The sequence below is a fragment of the Hwanghaeella sp. 1Z406 genome, from assembly GCF_048892425.1.
In the GTDB taxonomy this organism is placed as follows: Bacteria; Pseudomonadota; Alphaproteobacteria; order UBA8366; family Aestuariispiraceae; genus Pacificispira.
This window is the reverse complement of the sequence record NZ_JBLZHU010000010.1, coordinates 1-19372: the sequence shown is the minus strand read 5'-3', so window position 1 is coordinate 19372 and position 19372 is coordinate 1. Positions and strand designations below refer to the sequence as shown.

Genomic DNA, 19372 nt, shown 5'->3' with positions numbered 1-19372 from the left:
TTTTATTCAAGGATCTTAGTGCGTGTCATTTTCCATCGAAAAAAGAGTGATCGGGGCCTTTGTTGCATTGATATCACTGACCGGGTGTTCCCCATTGGGGTTTTTTAATGCCGTCGTTCCCTATGACCAGGGCAGTGAACAGGTCGCGCAGGATATCGCCTATGGGGATGACCCCCGACAAAAGCTGGATATCTATGCCCCAAGTGACCGAATACAGGGAAAGAAGCTGCCAACGATTGTCTTTTTCTATGGCGGTTCCTGGAAGACCGGTCAAAAGAAACACTATGAATTTGCCGGACGTGCGCTGGCCGCCTTGGGGCTGGTCGTGGTGGTGGCGGACTACCGTCTGGTGCCGGATGTCCGGTTTCCAGATTTCATCAAAGACAATGCCGCCGCCGTCGCCTGGACACAGCAACAAATCGATCACTATGGGGGCGACCCGGAAAGGGTCTATCTGGCCGGGCATTCGGCCGGGGCGTATAACGCGCTCTTGTTGGGGTTGAACACACAGTACCTGAAAGAGTCAGGTGCCGTGCCTGAGGATATCGTCGGATTGATCGGTATATCCGGCCCCTATGATTTTGACCCAAAGGAATACAAGGTCACGCGGGACGCCTTTGCAGGCTCTCTGGACGATCCGAATGTGTCACCGGTAAACTTCATCAATGCCGACACGCCTCCCATTCTATTGTTCCATGGGGAGGCCGATACAACAGTCTTACCCAAAAACACGCGCGTGCTTGCGGCTGGACTGGCCGAATCAGATCGACCCGTAGAGACCCATTTCTATTCCGATCTCAGCCATGCGGACACGATCCTGGCGCTTAGCACGCTGCTGCGCGGCAAGGCACCAATCCTGGAAGAAATTAAGGACTTTATTCAGAACCCTTGATTGGAAACCGGGCCGCGGACTGTTCAGCGCTGTAATAGCCCTTGCGGATATCATCCTGTACCTTCTGTGGGTCCCGATTGGACGGATTGCCATAACCACCCCCGCCAGGGGTACAGACATCAATCACATCACCGGGTCGCACGGTGATATCCTGTTCCTTGGACAGATGTAGGGGTGTATGGGTACTGCCATCCTTGAAATCGAAGCGGACGGTATTCGCGCCGCCTTCTGATCCATTCAGCGCCCCTTGCGGCCCCGTGCGCCCATGGTCCATAACCATAGAGGCCCGTGCCTCCCCCCGGCGTACGCGTACACGATAATTGATACCAAACCCACCGCGATGCTGACCTGCACCGCCCGACCCCTCGGCCAGAGCATAGCGTTCGAACAGGACCGGATAATATTGCTCCAACACTTCGATCGGTTGGGACTTTGAAATCCCGATTGTGGAGCATCCATTGGTTAAGCCATCACCCCCTGCATGGCCCCCATATCCCCCGCCGGAGATGACATACATGACATAAGACCGCTGCTTGTCCGGGTCATAGCCCCCCAAAGCAAAATTGCCGCTGGACCCGGCAGGTGCGGCGAATAGTCGATCCGGAATCGCCTTGGTCAAGGCTGCAAACACGGCCTCAGCAATGCGTTGCGATACCTCCGCCGCACAGCCTGAGACGGGGCGGGGATATTCCGCATAAAGGAAGGTTCCCTTTGGATCGATGATCTTTAACGGCGCATACGTGCCTGCATTCAGCGGTACGTCGGGAAAGATATGCTTGATCGCCAGATAGACGGAAGACCGCGTGGTCGCAATCACGCTGTTCATTGGCCCGCGACAGGGCGGTGAGGAGCCTGTCATATCAAAGGTCATCTCATCCCCTTTGACCGTGATCTGCATGGCGATTTTCAGGGGTTCATCCACAACGCCATCTGAATCGACGAAGGCTTCACCTGTATAAACGCCGTCCGGCACATCCGCGATGGTGGCCCGCATCAGGCGTTCGGCCCTGGCACGCAATTCCGCAATCGCTTGTGCGACCGTATCGCGTCCATAACGATCCAAAAGGGCGGTCAGGCGTTTGTCCCCAATCTTTAAGGCCGCCGCCTGGGCCTGGATATCGCCAATCCGTTGATCAGCAATGCGGATATTGGACTGAATGATCGCCAGGATTTCCGGGTCCAATTCCCCTTGTTTGAACAGCTTCACCGGGGGAATACGCAATCCTTCCTGTTCCACCTCTGTTGCGCGGGCGGAAAAGCCACCGGGCACCATGCCACCGGTATCGGGCCAATGGCCGGTATTGGCCAACCAGCAGAACAATTCGCCCTGATAAAAGAACGGCCGATAAAACCGCACATCCATCAAATGTGTGCCGCCCAGATAGGGGTCATTGCAGATGATCACATCATCCGGCTGTGGATTAGAAACCCGCTGAATGACCGCCTGGGTGCCATATTGCATTGTGCCGACAAAGACCGGCAGGCCCAGATCCCCTTGAGCGATCAGCGCACCGTCCTCTGCCGCATAAATCCCGTCAGATCGATCCATCGCCTCCGCAATCACTGGCGAAAATGCGGCGCGACAGAAGGCCAGGTCCATCTCGTTGCAGACCTGTTGCAAGCCGTTCTGGATAACGCCCAGCGTGATGGGGTCAATTTCTGTCGTCATGCTGCCACCCCTCCAGGTCCGACATGGACTATCATATTGCCGATCTCATCGACCTCAACCCGCATGCCCGGTGCCAGAACGGTGGTTGTATCCATCTGTTCGACAATGGCGGGGCCAAAAAGTTGGGTGCCGGGCGAAAGAGTTGCGCGCTGCAGGATCGGGGTCTCGGTCCACCCCCCCTCTTCAAACCAAACCGGTCGGCTTTCCGGGTGCACATCAGCCGGCACCGGATCCAATAACAGGCGCAAATCCACCTGCTGGCGAATACCAATGACTGCCGTGTTCAGATTGACCAAATTGGCCTTGATTTCCGGTAAGGCCACTTCAAACCGTGCCCAATAAACCGCCTCAAATGCAGCCTGCAAATCCTCCCTGGAAATCGCGGGGTCGGCAATAGGGACGGACAATAGATGGCTTTGACCAATGAACTGCATGTCGGCAGTGTGGATCACGCGGACCGCTCCGGTACCTCCGCCATCCCGGTCCAGACGCGCGCGTCCCTCGGCAATTTGCGCTTCAAATGTATCGCGTACCAAGCTCATATCGACACTGGCCATAGGCTTGTTGATCGTGTTGACAAAGTCATGGCGCAGGTCGGCCACAGCACAGCCCAGCGCATTGGTGATGCCGGGCCTGGCGGGGATCAGCAGCGTTGGAACACCCAATTCCCGTGCAATGGCACCGGCATGCAATGGACCCGCCCCACCAAAGGCGAAAAGCGAGAAATCGCGCGGGTCATGACCACGGCTGAGGGAGACCATACGCACCGCGCCTGCCATACGGTCATTGGCTATGCGCAAAATGGCTGCCGCCGCCGCCTCCCAGGACAGGCCCAAAGGCTCTCCAATAACAGCCGCGATCCGATCTTGAATGGCGCGAATGTCTGGCGCCCCCTCTACTGCCAACAGCCGGGCCTGGTTCAGACGGCCCAGTACCAGATTGGCATCGGTGATTGTCGGTTCCGTGCCGCCACGCCCATAACAGATAGGGCCGGGTTGAGCCCCGGCACTTTCCGGACCGACCTGCAGCAAGCCGCCGGCATCAATGCGCGCAATGGATCCACCGCCAGCTCCGATTGTGTGAACATCGACCATGGGCACATGCACCGGCATGGCATATTCGATTTCCAACTCACTGGAGACCTGCGGCGTGCCATCCTTGATCAAGCCGACATCACAGGAAGTCCCCCCCATATCAAAGGTGATCAGATTTTCGCGCCCTGACACGCTGCCGGTGCGGGCGGCCGCCATGACGCCAGAGGCAGGCCCCGACATGACCGTATTGACTGCCAGTTTGGAAATCGCTTCTGCCGAGACGGTGCCGCCATTTCCCTGCATCACCAGCAGGTCCTTTGTATAGCCACGCTGTGACAATCCCTTGGTCAGGCGGGCCAGATAGCGTTCCAAAATGGGTTGAACCGCAGCATTTACAGCCGCCGTGACACCCCGTTCATATTCGCGAAACTCTGACAGAATCTCATGCCCTGCCGTGACATAGGCATTGGGCCAGACCGACAGGGCAATTTCCTTTGCCCGTTTTTCATGTGTTGGATCGGTATAGGAATGCAGGAAATGGATCAGCAGAGACTCGCACCCCTCTGCGACCAGGGATTCTGCTGCGCGCTTCACGGCCTCCTCATCCAGGGGAATGACGACATTGCCATCAACATCCATACGTTCTGGCACTTCCATCCGCAGATTGCGCGGGATCAAGGGCGTGAAGCTGCCGGTCAAGCCATAGGCGCTGGGTCGTGTGCGCCGTCCCAGTTCCAGAATATCCCTGAACCCTGCGGTTGTGATCAGCCCGGTCTTAGCCAGTTTCCGCTCCAACAGGGCATTGGTCGTTGCCGTCGTGCCGTGCACCAGACTGTCCAGGGCAGTAATATCCACCTGGGCCTTATCCAAGGCACTCAGGACGCCTTGTGATTGATTGGCGACTGTTGTTGGAACTTTCGCAATACGCGCACCGCCCGTTGCTTCATCCAGGTAAATCAGGTCTGTGAAGGTTCCCCCAACATCGCAGCCAACAATCTTCGTCATTTGTCCCTCGACGTTTCCCAATATGAAAATTCAGCCTGACAGCAGACCAGCATGCGGTCAATTCGTTCGTGTACAAATGAATCTATCCTGTGGAACAATGATACCAAATGGGTGGAATGATCCTATCAACAAACAGGATTATGCATAAAAAAGAAACAATTCTTTTCGATACCGCCTCTTTGTTTCCGTCATGATTGATCGTATATTTCCGCCATCGTAAAGGCCATTGGGGCCTGGAAACCAGATCGATGATCACTGAAGGGACTTACAAAATGGCGTATACCACGACGGAACCGAAACCGATTATCCCGTTTACCAAATCCATCACCACGGCGCTGACGCCCTATACAGATCCGCTTTTGCGCATCACCACCGGCGCTTTGCTGATGCCGCACGGCTACGGCAAATTGTTTGGCGGGGGTCTGGAAGGAACCGGACAGTTCTTTGAAAGCGTGGGCCTGACACCTGGCTATGAATTGGCCCTGTTGGTCGGCTTGGTAGAATTCTTCGGCGGCCTGATGCTGGTCCTGGGGCTTTTAACCCGTCCAGTGGCAATTGCCGTCTTGATTTTCATGGGTCAGGCGACCCTGTTCCATGCATCGAACGGTTTCATGTGGTCGAATGGCGGATATGAATATCCCCTGTTCTGGGCGATTGCGGCCCTGATCCTGGTTATCCGGGGTGGTGGCTTCCTGTCCGTTGACCGACTGATTGGTCGCGAATTCTAAGCCGGCCTGTCAGATCATGACCTATGCGCGGCGGTGGGGACATCCTTGCCGCCGCGTAATTCTTTCAGGCACCACAGCGCCAAACAGAATGTCATTGCGGCACCGGCCTGATGCATCACCGCCAGCGGCAACCAGACAATGCTCAACAACGTCGCGATCCCCAGACACGCCTGAATACAAACCATTGCGAACAGCGCGTGGATGGCCGCCTTGGTGCGGCGTGGCAAGGTCATCCGGCGGGACCACCAGAACAGTAAAAACACTGTTATCACAGTGATATAAGCCAAAATACGATGGTTGAATTGCACGGCTTCCAGCGTTTCAAACAGACTGGCAAAGCCCAAAGTCTGATCCCAATACCCGTCTGGAATGAATTGGCCGCCCATGGTTGGCCATTCATTATAAATAAAACCCGCATTCAAACCCGCCACCAGCGCGCCCGACAGGATGGTGATAAAAATAACACCATGCGCCCAGGCACCCAACCGCCGGAACGGTCGCGCAACGGGCTTGCGGTTCTCCTCAATCGGAAATAACAGCCCCAGCGCCAGCCAGACCGTATAGCCCAGAATGAAGAAGGCGATGCCCAGATGAATGGCAAGGCGATACTGGCTGACTTCTACACGGTCCACAAAACCGCTTTTCACCATCCACATGCCAATCACGCCCTGCAGACCGCCCAGGAACAGCAACGCCCAGAAATGGCCTGTATAGCCTTTTGGAATCTGGCCCCGGATCAGGAAATAGAAAAACGGTACAGCGAAGATAACACCGATCAGCCGCCCCCACAGGCGGTGAAACCATTCCCAGAAGAAAATATGCTGAAACGCGTCCAGCGTCATACCCTGGTTCATCATCGCATATTGTGATGTCTGCTTGTACAGCGCGAAAACACGCTCCCATTCTGAGGTCGAAATTGGGGGCAGAAACCCCATCAAAGGCCGCCATTCAACCATGCTGAGGCCGGATTCCGTCAGTCGGGTAATGGCGCCAATGATCATCATGGCGAAAACCATGAAGGCAACGGCAACAAGCCAAAAGCCAATCGCGCGAGGCCGGGCATTTGGATTCTGAGAGGCATCGTTAAAAGATGCTGAAGGGGCTGTATCTGTGCTCATGGCGCTATATCTACCCCGATAGGAACCATCGGGAAAGCGCGACCCGGCGTCGCGGGGCAACCCCTTGTTCAAAATCAGGCGCGGAAATAGGCCCACCCTTCCATCTGACGCCGCGCGATATATTCAATCGCCGCAGCCTCTGTCCTAAACCCCTCTGGTGCCGTCAGGTTCGCAGCCTTCAGACTGTTCTGACACAACACCAGATAAGGGTCACTGTCCGCGTCGGGGGAGGCCAAAGCCTCTGGCACCGCCTTGCCATTGATCACCAGTTCGACCTGCGCATCCGGATTGGCCCGCAACAGGTTCTGAATGTTTCTCCGGGCGCGGATCAGCGCGTCCGGCGTCGGGGCATGGATGATCAGTTTCATCATATCTGGAAATCCAGGGCGCCTGCGACGCTGTCTGCATAACGGCTGAGGTCTTGAGAATCGCGCCGCAAATCCCGATCCACGGGAACAATGGTTTCGTTCACGATGCGCGCCGGACTGTCGCCCATCACGATGATCCGATCTGCCAGAAAGGCGGCTTCATCGATATCATGCGTGACAAAGATAATCGCCGTCCCGCTTTGCTGCCAGATCCGCACCAGTTCTGTCTGTAAATGACGGCGGGTCATCGCGTCTACGGCGCTGAAAGGTTCATCCATAAGCAAGACATCAGGCTTCACCGCCAGGGCACGGGCAATGCCGATACGCTGTACCTGGCCCCCGGACAATTGATGGGGCCAGCGATCCGCCATGTCAGACAGATTGACCAGCGCCAGAACATCAGCGATGCGACGGGTTTTCTCTGCCTCGCTCAATGCCAGCCCTTCCAGGCCAAGTGCAATATTCTGCGCGACCGTCCGCCAGGGCATCAGTCGGCCATCCTGAAACACAAGGGCCCGACGGCGACGGCTTGGTTCTTTGGCTATTGATATCTCAACCGAACCGGATTCCGCCTGTATCAGGCCAGATGCGATGCGCAATATGGTTGATTTCCCAACGCCGGACCCACCCACAATGGCGACAAACTCGCTGCCGCCAACAGAAAGGGAAAAATCCTTGAAGACTGGAGAGGTCGCGCCCGGATAAGTAAAGCTTAGATTGCGGAGAGATACGACCGCCTTATCTGTCATGGGCGCCACCGCAGGAGTCTACCTTCCACCGTCGCAAACAGTATATCACTGAGCGCATAAACCGCCGAAATCGCCAGCATATAGACCACCACCGCCTCATAAGCGCCAACGCCCGCAGCGGAATTCATCTCCTGTCCCAGCCCCGGCACGCCCAATAATTCCGCTGCGATCAACGTCATCCAAGCCTGTCCAACACCGGTTCGCACGCCCCCCATGACGCCCGGCATCGCTGCAGGCAATGTGACCTTCATACTGCGCGCCAAATAGCCACCTTGCCCAAATGCCTTCGCCAATTCGTAATAACGGGGATCAACATTCTGAACGGCGGTATAGGTGGCAAAGTAATTCACCCAGAACACACCGATGGAGATAACGAAAGCTGCGCCAGCATGGCTGACCTGAAACCAGGCGATCGCAAAAACCACCCAGGCCAAAGGCGGTATTGGCCGCAACACCCGGGCAAGATAGCGCTGGAAATCATCAAAAGGCCGGATGGTCGCAGCCAGAGCCCCAATGATGAAGCCCATTACCGTTCCCAGACCCAGACCCCAGACATAGTGCACAAGACTGGAGCCTATGGCAGGCAGAAATCGCCCGGACCGCCATTCATCCATCGCCGCGGCTGGAACCAGCAGAGGATCTGGCATCGTGCCGCGACGAACCCATTCAAAGCTTTCCGTCGCTTTCCACAACAGCAGAAAGGTCAGCAAACCGGCAACGCCCAGCGCAACCCGGCGCAAATGTGCAGTGCCCGTTATCATGCCCAATGTCCTACCGCGCAGTCCCCATTTGGCTTGGGGAGAATTTACTTCAATCCATCGTAAAAGGATGTATCGAACAAGCTGTCGATATCGACCTCACCCTTCAACGTCCCGATTTCAAGTTGGAAATCGTGCATTTCGCGCGTTCCGTCAACGATTTGCGATGGATCAGCAACAAAACTATTCGCCGACGCAGTCAACGCCGCCAGGACTGTTTCAGACTCCATGCGCCCACCGCCGACATATTTCTGAACCGCCGCAACGGCCTGATCCGGATTATCGTTCAATACTGCAGTTGCGCGCTTATGGGCATCTACAAGGCGGGTCACGAGGTCTGGATGTTGGGCAATCAGGCCTTCCCGAACCGCCATGACGGCGCCGGGTTGTCCCTTGAACATCTGAGCACCAGCAGCAACGACTTTTGAGCCTTCCACTTTCTTCAGAACGCTGGTCACAACCGGCTCCAGGATCGCCGCGCCATCCACCGCACCGGTCAACAGCGCCTGTTGAACCTGGGCCGCCCCTTGAAAGATAATCTCCACCTGGTCCGGATCGACCTTGATCCCCTTGCGCAACCAGTATTGCAGCACGGTTTCTGGAACCGACCCGACCGGGAAGGTCGTGATGACCGCCTTGCGACCGGTATCAGCCTGGAAACGCGCAAAGGCAGTTGCGGGGTCAGTTTCAAAATATCCTGCTAAATCTTTCAACGCGATCAGGCTGATCTGTTCCTGAATGCTGGCGGCAACGACCTTGATATCCGCGCCCTTGGCCCTGGCGACCATGGCCGGACCAATCCCAAAATGGGCTACATCCAACTGACCCGCCAACAGCGCCTGCACCATGGCAGGACCATTCTGAAACTGTACCAGTTTGACCGTGACATCATCGCCTTCCAGCCAGCCGTTTTCCAGCGCAACAAACAACTGTGATACCGGCAGGATTGGCATGTATCCAACCTCAATCACTGTATCGGCCTGGGCGCGCATCGGCAGCACAGAAGCAAACAATACCGTAACCGCCATCAAAATGCGTTTCGTAAAGGACATGATCAAACCTCCGCAGCTAAGAATTCCGACCCAGCAAATCGGGCTTCCCAGCTATTTTGTCAACCAAAACCGTAAAATATTATAAACAACATTTTTTATGTGTTTTATCGTTTCGCATCCTCCAGGATCATGGCTGAGGCTTTCTCAGCGATCATGACGACGGGTGAATTGGTGTTTCCGGACGTGATGGTTGGCATGATGGAGGCATCGACCACCCTTAGGCCCGCAATACCCCGTACCTTTAATCTGGGATCGACGACTGCGCTGTCATCTCCCTCGGGGCCCATTTTAGTGGTGCCGACCGGATGAAAAATGGTGGTTGCGATATCCCCCGCTGCTTTCGCCAAAGCCTCATCCCCATCAATTTTGATCCCGGGCTTGAATTCTGTTGCATTGAATTTTTGCAGGGCGGGCGCCTTGGCGATTCGCCGGGTCAGTTGAATGGCCTGGGCGGCGACACGACGATCCGCCGGATCATTCAGATAATTTGGGCGTATGACCGGCTTGTCCATCGGGTCAGCGGACCGCAGGCGCACTGTGCCGCGACTTTCAGGGCGCAGATTACAGACAGAGGCGGTGAAGCCTGGGAAGGGGTGCAGGGCTTCCCCCAGCTTTTCCGTCGACAGGGGCTGGATATGATATTGCAGATTGGGCGTTTCCCGATCCGGGTCTGATTTCGCAAAACATCCCAACTGACTGGGGGCCATACTCAAAGGGCCAGATTGAAATAGCGCATATTCCAATCCCATCATGGCCTTGCGGATGGGGTTATGGCTCAACTCATTTAAGGTTCTGACACCTTGCACCTTAAAAGCCAGCCGAACCTGAAGGTGATCCTGCAGGTTTTCCCCCACGCCCTTCAAATCCTGCCGCACCGGAATACCCTGCTGGGACAGGACAGCGCCCGGACCTATGCCAGAGCGTTGCAGGATCACAGGAGAGGCGACAGCCCCGGCGGCCAAAATCACCTCGCATCGCGCGGCAACAGTCGCATCGACCCCGGCGACCGACAGGGTCAGGCCGGTCGCGCGCCCCTCTTCCAACACAATGGTCTTGCACAGGGCATCTGTAATCACCCGCAGGTTCTTGCGGTTCTTTGCCGGTTTCAGGAAGCCTTTTGCAGAGGACCATCGAAAACCGCGCCGCTGATTGACCTGGAAGTATCCGACCCCTTCATTATTGCCTGTGTTGAAATCATCTGTCGCGGGAATGCCGGATTCTATCGCGGCCTGATGAAACGCATCCAGAATATCCCAGCGCAGCCGTTGATGTTCAACACGCCAGGGCCCGCCACTGCCATGCATGTCAGTAGGCCCATCAACATGGTCTTCAGACCGCATGAAATAAGGCAGGACGTCCTCCCATCCCCAGCCGGGATTGCCCTGTTGGCGCCATTGATCATAGTCGCGTGCCTGGCCGCGCATATAGATCATACCATTAATGGAAGAACATCCCCCCAGAACCCGGCCCCGGGGATAATCCAGCGCGCGCCCGTTCAGTCCTGGTTCCGACTCTGTCTTGAACAGCCAGTCTGTGCGCGGATTGCCCATGGTAAAAAGATATCCAACAGGAATGTGAATCCAGGGATACGTGTCACGCCCACCCGCTTCTAACAGTAGAACCCGGTTCCCCGGATCGGCACTCAACCGATTGGCCAGAACGCATCCGGCTGTTCCTGCACCAACGATGACAAAATCATAGCTGCCTAAATCCATAAAATACCCCTGACGTTCCCCGCACGCACCTGAATGCTTTCTGATTTCTTGCAATGCGCTGTGACCATGATAGCGTTACGAATCTTTGGCGGAAAGAGTGATCGGCTGAGTGGTGAATTCAACTAAACCAAAGGCGAATTTAGTTTTGCTTACAATTTGCCGCGCATATCTTTACCGTCATCGCCTTAATGCATGCACTGGGGCACGCAACACACACGAAACAGGGAGTGTGGATATATGACCACCAAGATGGACGGTGAACTCCGTCATAAATTTAACCGCATCAAATCCGCGTTTGAGAAAGGTCAATTAGACCGGCGTGGATTTATCGTCGCCGCGCTTGGCGTCGGCGTCGCATCCAGCACGGTTTTCGGCCATGTGAAAAAGGTCGAAGCCGCCACACCTAAGGCAGGCGGGCGATATCGCCAGGCACTGACCGGCGGGGGATCGGGTGATACACTGAACCCTGCACAGATCCTTGATTCCTACATGATCAATGTCAGCTTCGGGATGCTGCGCAATAACCTGACTGAAATCGGGTCGGATAATCAGTTGACCAGTGAACTGGCGGAAAGCTGGGAAGCAACACCTGATGCAAAACAATGGACCTTCAAGATTCGCAAGGGTGTTGAATTCCATAATGGCAAGACACTGGATGCGACGGATGTTGTCGATTCAATCAACCATCACCGCGGTGAAAGCGATTCAGCAGCGAAGGGTATTGTTTCAGCAATCACTGACGTAAAGGCCGATGGGGACACCGTTGTTGTCACTCTATCAGGCGGCAGCGCGGATTTCCCGTTCCTGATGTCAGATTATCACCTGGGCATCTGCCCCTCAAAAGGGGATGGCACGATCGATTGGGAATCCGGCGTTGGAACAGGCGGTTACAGCCTGGAAAGCTTCGAACCCGGCGTTCGCACCGTTGTGAAGAAGAATCCGAACTATTGGAAAGAAGGCCGCGCCTGGTTTGATGAAGTTGAATCCTTGTTCGTTGCCGATGCAAACGCCCGTAACACCGGATTGCAAACCGGCGAACTGGACAGCATCACGAACCTGGATTTGAACACGGTCAGCCTGATGCGCATGGTTCCGACGATCAATGTCTTCGAAACCTATGGCAACAAGCACGCAACCCTGCCCATGAACTGCCAGGCAGCTCCTTTCAGCAACAATGACGTACGTCTGGCGCTGAAATACTCCCTGAACCGTCAGGAATGGGTGGACAAGCTGCTGCAAGGTCTGGGCGAGGTCGGGAACGATCACCCGGTCGGACCGGCAAACGTCTATCGCGCCACCAAGGAAGAACTGCCGCAACGTCAGTTCGATCCGGAAAAGGCCAAATTCCACCTGAAGAAGGCTGGCATGGAAAACCTGAAGGTTGACCTGAACATTGCCGACACAGCTTTTGAAGGGGCCGTGAACGGCGCTCAGTTGTTTGCGGAAACTGCCAAACAGTCCGGTATTGAGTTGAATGTGGTTCGTGAGCCGGATGATGGTTACTGGTCGAATGTGTGGCTGAAGAAAGACTTCTGCGGCAGCTATTGGGGTGGACGCCCGACCGAAGACTGGGTTTTCAGTCAGATTTACTCGGCCGGTGCCGACTGGAACGAGTCCCGCTGGGAGAATGATCGTTTCAACAAGCTGTTGATCGAAGCCCGCGCAGAGCTGGATTCGGCCAAACGCCGCGAAATGTATGTTGAAATGCAGCAGATCTGTAACGAAGACTGCGGCAGCATTATTCCGATCTTCATGGCCTATACCCAAGCGGCCAGCACGAAAATTGGTTTGCCCGAACAATTGGCCAGTAACTGGGAATTGGACGGACATAAGAATGCGGAGCGTTGGTGGTTCAAGTAATCACCTTCGTCGTACCATTCGTATGAATGGAGACCTGATTGGAACGGCCCGGCTCTGTCCGGGCCGTTTCTTTAGGATACAGAGACCCTTAAATTTTTCTTCCCCCCGATATCCTTGTTATACACAGGGTGCGTTCGCGCATGTTCCCCCTGCAACCTGGGGCGACTCGGGTTACAGTGTCCGACCCTACAGAAAGCAATTGCACCATGGATCGCGCTGAACCGACGAATTCTGACACCACTGCAAACAATGTGCGCCCCCTGCACGGCGATCGCTCCCATACCGGGGAGGAAGCACAAAAAGCCTTTCGCCAGCCCCCGTTCAATGCGGAGGTTGAACAGGCTCTGCTGGGGGCAATTTTGCGCAACAACCGCGCTTATGAGGCCGCTGCCGATCTGTTGCACCCGATGCATTTTTATGTGCCGGAACACCAGCGCCTGTATGAACATATCAAAAAGCTGATCGATAAAGGACAGGTCGCCAGCCCCGCAACCCTGAGCCATATTGCGCAAGGGGACGAAATACTGCGGGAAGCGGGCGGTACGGCCTATCTGTATGAATTGGCGACCAATGTTGTCACAGTCCTGAACGCATCCGATTACGCCAAAACAATCCATGACCTGCATCTGAAGCGGGAACTGATCGGGCTTGGCGAAGACATCGTCAACGATGCCTATGACAATCAGGACATGGACTTCACCGCCGATAAGCAGATCGAAAAAACCGAACAGCGCCTGTACGACCTTGCCACGACAGGCGAAGTGGACCGTACCGTCAAATCAATCGATTTCGCCGCAAAGGCTGCCCTGATGATGGCGGAACAGGCGTTCAGCCGGGATTCCCATATCGTGGGGGTCACGACGGGGCTGCGGGATATTGATGACCGGTTGGGCGGTCTGCACAAATCGGATTTGCTGATCCTGGCTGGTCGTCCCGCCATGGGGAAGACAGCCCTAGCAACCAATATCGCCTATAACGCGGCATCGGCCTATAAAAAAATCGTAACCGACGATGGCCGTGAAATTGAAGAAGGCGGCGTTGTCCTGTTCTTCAGCTTGGAAATGAGCGCGGAACAGCTTGCCGGGCGATTAATTTCCACCTGTGCCGGGGTGCCTTCTGACAAGATCCGGCGCGGCGATATTCAACAGGAAGAGTTCGAGCGGGTTGTGGTTGCCAGCCAGGAACTGGGTCGCCTGCCACTGTATATTGATGACACGCCCGCCCTGTCGATTACCGGGTTGCGACAGCGCGCCCGCCGCGTGAAACGCCAATACGGGCTGCATCTGGTCGTGGTTGATTACCTGCAACTTCTGCAAGGCCCCCCGGAAAAGCGTATGGACAACCGCGTGCAGGAAGTGTCGGAAATCACGCGGGGCCTGAAAACCCTGGCAAAAGATCTGGAAATTCCGGTTCTAGCCCTGTCCCAGCTATCGCGTCAGGTCGAAAACCGCGAAGACAAACGCCCACAACTGTCTGATTTGCGGGAATCAGGCTCCATTGAGCAGGATGCCGACGTCGTATCCTTCGTCTATCGCCCGGAATATTATCTGGAGAAAGAAACGCCGGAACAACGCCCGAATGAGGCCCCCGATAAATTCGAAGAACGCCGCCTGCGTCACGAGCAATTGCTGGTGGAAAAACGCAATGTCGCTGAATTCATCATCGCCAAACAGCGCCACGGGCCGGTCGGCACGGTGGAACTGTTCTTTAATGGCGAACTGACCCTGTTCGATGACCTGGACCGCCAGCATGACGGTTATTGATCATCCCTATTGCAGACTGCAAATATTCCCGTTCTGGCGATAGGGACGGTTACAGTCCCATCCGTTTCCAGAATAATCCAGATGGGCATTCTCTGGCAGGACAACGGGAACGCAATCGTCCCGGGTTGCCCTAAAACCGCGATTACACAGCCAGCCCGTGCCATCTGATCGTTCCGCCAGATAGCCATTCTTTGGCACGATGATCTCAACGCAGGAATCACCGGATTCACGATACCCGTATTTGCATTCCCATCCGCTGCCATAGGCCTTGTCGACCAGATAACCGTGTTCGGGGATGTTGATCTTTTCGCAGGTGTCGCGGGCCGTTCGATAACCCGCTCGCATTCCCAACGCTCTCCTGACGAGTCTAAAAAGCCATTGGCGGGTACCCGGATCTTCGCACACTGACCTTTGCTTTCGCGATACCCGTAATTGCATTCCCAGCCCGGCCCATAACTGGACTGAATGGCATATGCATGGTCCGGTATCTGAATTTTCAGGCACGCCCCATTATCCAGGCGATACCCATCATTGCATTCCCACCCGCCGCCATAGCTTTTTTCATGGGCGTTCGCGGGTACCGGGCCAGTCTGCGCCAATGACAGGGACGACATACCGCCCATGAATACACCGGACATAAATATGGCAGGCATCAAACAGGCAATGCTGCGCCTAAGCCCGCACAACAGTGCAGACATCGCAAAATATGAAATCATTCAATACCGCCTAAATCTTTGAAAACCCGGTTATCCCGGTAAATCCCGTTAGGATTTTGCAGGAGCAGCCGGCGCTTTTGGCGCTGCTGTCTTAGCATCCGCTGCGGCCGGTTTCGCGGCATCTGCGGTTTTTTTGTTTTCAGACGTTTGCGTAGAAAAGCTTTTAAAAGACATAAAAATCTCCTTTAAATATTGTGATAATTATTTATCACATACTAATAATTGGGATTTTTTTATTATTTTTCAACACAATATTTTGTGAAAAAAGACAAGATTATAAAATTTTTATTTATAGTTTTAATAGGAAAGCTTGACCTGCTACCGCATCGCAAGGGAAGCCCCGCTAATTTCCCGGATCAGCTTTCGCTTCATCGCCTCGGCATAATCCTGATAGCCATAAGCGACTTCCACAAAAGAACCTGCCCCCTTGGCAACCTCTTCGCGATAGAATGCCTCCGGGTCAGGGTCAGACCCTTTAATGACCAATCCATTCACTGTGATATCGGTGAAATCAAAGGCACGATAGGCGGCTTCCGGCGGGAAACCCTCATTATTGATGCCATCGCCGGCAACATCGACAACCTGCCTGGCACAGCGTTGCGGCACTTTGCGCATGTGAACCGCAGCAAAGCCCAGCGCATAGCCCAGCGAGGTTGGGTAATCCGCATGCCCGCGCGGTGCAGCAGCAATGGTTTTCGCCACCCGTCCAATCACGGCCGGACTGTCCAGATAGGTCCAGTCGACATGCACAATCTGATTGGTCCGACCGCTCCATTCAAAGGCGGAGATCCAAATGCCACCCCCCATCAGGATCGCAGCGACTACATCGGGATTCGTCAGGGCAGAGGCCAGACCGCGCGATTGAAAACTGTGTTCCCCGGCATCAACGCTGGAGGAAACATCCTGCGCCAAAAGAAGCGCCAGGCTGCAGGCGTGTGCTGGCAGACCGATCATTAGCCAACCGACCAGGGCCCAAATCCCCACGCACAAACGTCCTTTGATCGCAGCCTTGGTCATCCGTCGCATCCTATTCTCTCTTTTGAGGTCCCTCAAAGTCCTAATAATGTTGCAATGCAGCATTCCGAATGTCTATACACCTAGCTTAACACAGTCGCGATTTCGCGCCACCGCCCCCAATATTCAGGAACGTCATGATTTCTCTTAGTGCCTATCGTGATCAATGGATTGGAAACATCCGCGGCGACTTGCTCGCCGGTCTTGTTGTCTCCCTTGCCCTGATCCCCGAAGCCATCGCGTTTTCGATCATCGCGGGTGTTGATCCGAAGGTCGGGCTTTATGCCTCTTTCGCGATTGCTGTTGTGGTTGCCATCGCGGGTGGGCGCCCGGGCATGATCTCTGCCGCGACGGCGGCAACCGCGGTATTGATGGTAACGCTGGTGCGCGATCATGGGCTGCAATATCTGCTCGCCGCCTCCGTGCTGGCAGGCCTGCTGCAGATCGCCGCCGGGTTTCTGAAGCTGGGGGCGCTGATGCGGTTTGTATCACGCTCTGTCATGACGGGCTTTGTGAATGCGCTGGCAATTCTGATTCTGATGGCACAATTGCCCGAACTGATGGGCGTTCCATCCTTGACCTATGTTATGGTCGCTGGCGGCTTGGCCATCATTTATCTGTTCCCCTATGTGACCAAGACCATCCCCTCGCCGCTGATCTGTATTCTGGTTCTGACCAGCATTTCGATCTATTTCGGCCTGGATGTGCGTACCGTGGGCGATATGGGCGATTTGCCCGCCACCCTGCCGGTCTTCCTCATCCCAGATATCCCGCTGACCTTGGACACATTCCTAATCATCCTGCCCTATTCCGCAGCGGTCGCGGCGGTGGGGCTGTTGGAATCCCTGATGACGACCAATATTGTCGATGACCTGACCGATACGGTCGGCGACAAGAACCAGGAATGCATCGGCCAGGGTCTGGCCAATACCGCAACCGCCTTTATCGGGGGCATGGCGGGTTGTGCGATGATCGGTCAGTCCATGATCAACGTGAAATCTGGGGGTCGGGGCCGCCTGTCCTGCTTTGCCGCCGGTGTGTTTCTGTTATTCATGATCGTGGTTCTGGGCGATTGGGTGCGCCAGATTCCGATGCCAGCCCTGGTCGCGATCATGATCATGGTCTCTATCGGGACCTTCAGCTGGTCATCGATCAAGAACCTGCGCAGCCATCCGCGCAGTTCCTCCATCGTCATGCTGGCAACCGTTGTCTGTGTGGTTGCCACCCATAATCTGGCGATTGGTGTCTTTGTCGGTGTATTGCTGTCCGGCCTGTTTTTCGCCTGGAAGATTGCCCAGATTTTCCGCGTCACATCACATCGCAGCACCGATGGCAAAAGCCGCACCTATATCGTGGAAGGCCAGGTTTTCTTCGCCTCCGCCGATGCCTTCACCGCCGCCTTCGACTTCAAGGAAGCGTTGGAGCATGTCACCATTGATGTCAGCCGCGCGCATATCTGGGATATCTCCAGCGTGGCTGCCCTGGATATGGTCGTTCTGAAATTCCGCCGCGATGGCGCGACGGTAGACATTATCGGCATGAACGAGGCCAGCGAGACCATCGTCGATCAGTTGGGCGTGCATGACAAACCAGGTGCCCTTGACCGATTGTTCGGACACTAGTGTGGTGCATTTGCTTTAAAATATGAAATGCTGGAGCTTCTTGTGTGAGCTCATGCGAACGCATGAGGCTCCAGGACATTGACGGTGGGAGGACTTTTATGACGAACATCATCGCCCTGGTGGATGGATCGACCTATTCAGAAAGCGTGTGCGATCACGCTGCCTGGCTGGCCGAGCGCCTGGAGGCCTCAATTGAAATCACCCATGTTCTGGGCCGCCGCCATACGGAAAGCACGCCGCAGAATCTCAGTGGCAATATCACACTGGGCGCGCGCAGTTCTTTACTGGCGGAACTGACTGCGCTGGATGAGCAGCGCAACAAGCTGGCCCAGAAACGGGCGCGCGCCATCCTGGACGACGCCAAGGCCCTGATCGACTCCAAAGGCAGCGCGACGATCACCACCACCCTGCGCATCGAAGACATCGTTGATACCGTGACGAATTCCAAGGCGGATATTGTCCTGTTGGGCAAGCGCGGCGAGGCCGCCGATTTCGCCAAACTGCATCTGGGCTCGAACCTGGAGCGGATCGCGCGGGCCAGCCACCAGCCCCTTTTTGTTGCGTCGCGCGCCTTCCGCCCGATCAAACGCTTCCTGATCGCCTATGATGGCGGGACCAGCAGCCTGAAAGCCGTCGATTATGTCGCCCGAAGCCCGCTGTTTCGCGGCCTGGATTGTACCCTGTTGACCGTCGGCGTATTATCCCCAGAGGCACAGAAGCAACAGGATGATGCCCTGGCAATCCTGGCCGCTGGCGGCATCAAGGCCCATGCGGATATCGTCCCCGGCCAGGCCGACACGGTAATTTCCAACATCGTCGACAGCGAGTCCATCGACCTGCTGGTCATGGGCGCCTATGGCCATTCCCGCATTCGCACCCTGATCATCGGATCCACCACCAGCACCATGCTGCGCCTGTGCAAAATCCCGGTGATGATGTTCCGGTAGGAATTGCCCCGGACACTCTGCCGCCGCACCTCCCTCCTTGTAGGGGAGCCCCATATTTTACCCCTCCCCCCTTGAGGGGGAGCCCCATCTTTCACCCCTCCCCCCTTGAGGGGGGGAGCCCCATCTTTCACCCCTCCCCCCTTGAGGGGGGGAGGTTGGGAGGGGGGTGCTCTCTCCTCCGCAATCCAGTCTACTGCAGGGAAAGGCCTTGCGGCCTATCACCCCCACCCCAACCCTCCCCCCTCAAGGGGCAGGGGAATCGCATATGGCAGATTTGCCATAGGCGGCGAACAGGATTCTAAGGAGGTTTTCCATTTGCGGAGGACCTCATGGAGCAGTTTGAAGACACGTTTGGGGATTTG

At 55.6% G+C, this 19372-nt stretch carries 16 protein-coding genes; 6 read left to right on the top strand and 10 right to left on the bottom strand.

Features of this window, described 5'->3' with window-relative positions; all coding sequences use genetic code 11:
* Nucleotides 1–22: 22 nt before the first annotated feature.
* Nucleotides 23–892: an alpha/beta hydrolase gene (locus ACOSDR_RS17435; RefSeq protein ID WP_420732046.1), complete on the top strand. Its 870-nt coding sequence runs from the start codon at nucleotides 23–25 to the stop codon at nucleotides 890–892.
* Here the strand turns inward: ACOSDR_RS17435 and ACOSDR_RS17430 are convergent.
* Together ACOSDR_RS17430 and ACOSDR_RS17425 are read right to left on the bottom strand one after the other, a co-directional pair.
* The gene (locus ACOSDR_RS17430) at nucleotides 876–2561 is read right to left on the bottom strand and encodes a hydantoinase B/oxoprolinase family protein (protein ID WP_420732045.1); all 1686 of its coding nucleotides are present in this window, start codon (nucleotides 2559–2561) and stop codon (nucleotides 876–878) included. The genes ACOSDR_RS17435 and ACOSDR_RS17430 overlap by 17 nt on opposite strands.
* Complete coding sequence (locus tag ACOSDR_RS17425; protein ID WP_420732044.1) at nucleotides 2558–4600, bottom strand: hydantoinase/oxoprolinase family protein; 2043 nt, start codon at nucleotides 4598–4600, stop codon at nucleotides 2558–2560. Before ACOSDR_RS17425 ends, ACOSDR_RS17430 begins: the two co-directional genes overlap by 4 nt.
* 272 nt (nucleotides 4601–4872) lie before the next feature.
* Here ACOSDR_RS17425 and ACOSDR_RS17420 point away from each other — a divergent pair, with 272 nt between their 5' ends.
* Nucleotides 4873–5328 (top strand): DoxX family protein, encoded by a 456-nt coding sequence (locus tag ACOSDR_RS17420; protein WP_420732043.1) that lies wholly within the window; start codon nucleotides 4873–4875, stop codon nucleotides 5326–5328.
* Nucleotides 5329–5342: 14 nt separating this feature from the next.
* On the opposite strand, the gene ACOSDR_RS17415 is transcribed toward ACOSDR_RS17420, so the two are convergent.
* The 6 genes from ACOSDR_RS17415 to ACOSDR_RS17390 form a co-directional block, all read right to left on the bottom strand.
* Nucleotides 5343–6446, bottom strand: a complete 1104-nt coding sequence (locus ACOSDR_RS17415; RefSeq protein ID WP_420732042.1) for a COX15/CtaA family protein — start codon at nucleotides 6444–6446, stop codon at nucleotides 5343–5345.
* A 74-nt stretch (nucleotides 6447–6520) separates the two neighbouring features.
* Nucleotides 6521–6817, bottom strand: a complete 297-nt coding sequence (locus ACOSDR_RS17410) for a hypothetical protein (protein ID WP_420725935.1) — start codon at nucleotides 6815–6817, stop codon at nucleotides 6521–6523.
* A complete protein-coding gene (locus ACOSDR_RS17405; RefSeq protein ID WP_420725936.1) occupies nucleotides 6814–7563 on the bottom strand; it encodes an ABC transporter ATP-binding protein in 750 nt (249 codons plus the stop codon). Before ACOSDR_RS17405 ends, ACOSDR_RS17410 begins: the two co-directional genes overlap by 4 nt.
* Entirely contained in the window at nucleotides 7560–8324 is a 765-nt protein-coding gene (locus tag ACOSDR_RS17400; RefSeq protein WP_420732041.1) for an ABC transporter permease, read from the bottom strand. Before ACOSDR_RS17400 ends, ACOSDR_RS17405 begins: the two co-directional genes overlap by 4 nt.
* Nucleotides 8325–8368: 44 nt before the next feature.
* A complete protein-coding gene (locus ACOSDR_RS17395) occupies nucleotides 8369–9373 on the bottom strand; it encodes an ABC transporter substrate-binding protein (RefSeq protein ID WP_420725938.1) in 1005 nt (334 codons plus the stop codon).
* Between the two features lie 104 nt (nucleotides 9374–9477).
* A complete protein-coding gene (locus tag ACOSDR_RS17390) occupies nucleotides 9478–11088 on the bottom strand; it encodes a GMC family oxidoreductase (RefSeq protein ID WP_420732040.1) in 1611 nt (536 codons plus the stop codon).
* 237 nt (nucleotides 11089–11325) lie between these two features.
* On the opposite strand from ACOSDR_RS17390, the gene ACOSDR_RS17385 reads away from it, so the two are divergent.
* Nucleotides 11326–12948, top strand: coding sequence for an ABC transporter substrate-binding protein (locus ACOSDR_RS17385; RefSeq protein WP_420725940.1), 1623 nt, complete (start codon nucleotides 11326–11328; stop codon nucleotides 12946–12948).
* A 206-nt stretch (nucleotides 12949–13154) separates the two neighbouring features.
* Entirely contained in the window at nucleotides 13155–14711 is a 1557-nt protein-coding gene (locus ACOSDR_RS17380) for a replicative DNA helicase (protein WP_420732039.1), read from the top strand.
* Between the two features lie 6 nt (nucleotides 14712–14717).
* On the opposite strand, the gene ACOSDR_RS17375 is transcribed toward ACOSDR_RS17380, so the two are convergent.
* Nucleotides 14718–15056 (bottom strand): hypothetical protein, encoded by a 339-nt coding sequence (locus ACOSDR_RS17375; RefSeq protein ID WP_420732038.1) that lies wholly within the window; start codon nucleotides 15054–15056, stop codon nucleotides 14718–14720.
* A 689-nt stretch (nucleotides 15057–15745) separates the two neighbouring features.
* Complete coding sequence (locus tag ACOSDR_RS17370; RefSeq protein WP_420732037.1) at nucleotides 15746–16453, bottom strand: DUF1194 domain-containing protein; 708 nt, start codon at nucleotides 16451–16453, stop codon at nucleotides 15746–15748.
* Nucleotides 16454–16578: 125 nt separating this feature from the next.
* Between ACOSDR_RS17370 and ACOSDR_RS17365 the strand changes: the two genes are divergently transcribed.
* Both ACOSDR_RS17365 and ACOSDR_RS17360 read left to right on the top strand, forming a co-directional pair.
* The gene (locus ACOSDR_RS17365) at nucleotides 16579–18063 is read left to right on the top strand and encodes a SulP family inorganic anion transporter (RefSeq protein ID WP_420732036.1); all 1485 of its coding nucleotides are present in this window, start codon (nucleotides 16579–16581) and stop codon (nucleotides 18061–18063) included.
* A 98-nt stretch (nucleotides 18064–18161) separates the two neighbouring features.
* Nucleotides 18162–19010: a universal stress protein gene (locus tag ACOSDR_RS17360; RefSeq protein WP_420732035.1), complete on the top strand. Its 849-nt coding sequence runs from the start codon at nucleotides 18162–18164 to the stop codon at nucleotides 19008–19010.
* Nucleotides 19011–19372 lie beyond the last annotated feature (362 nt).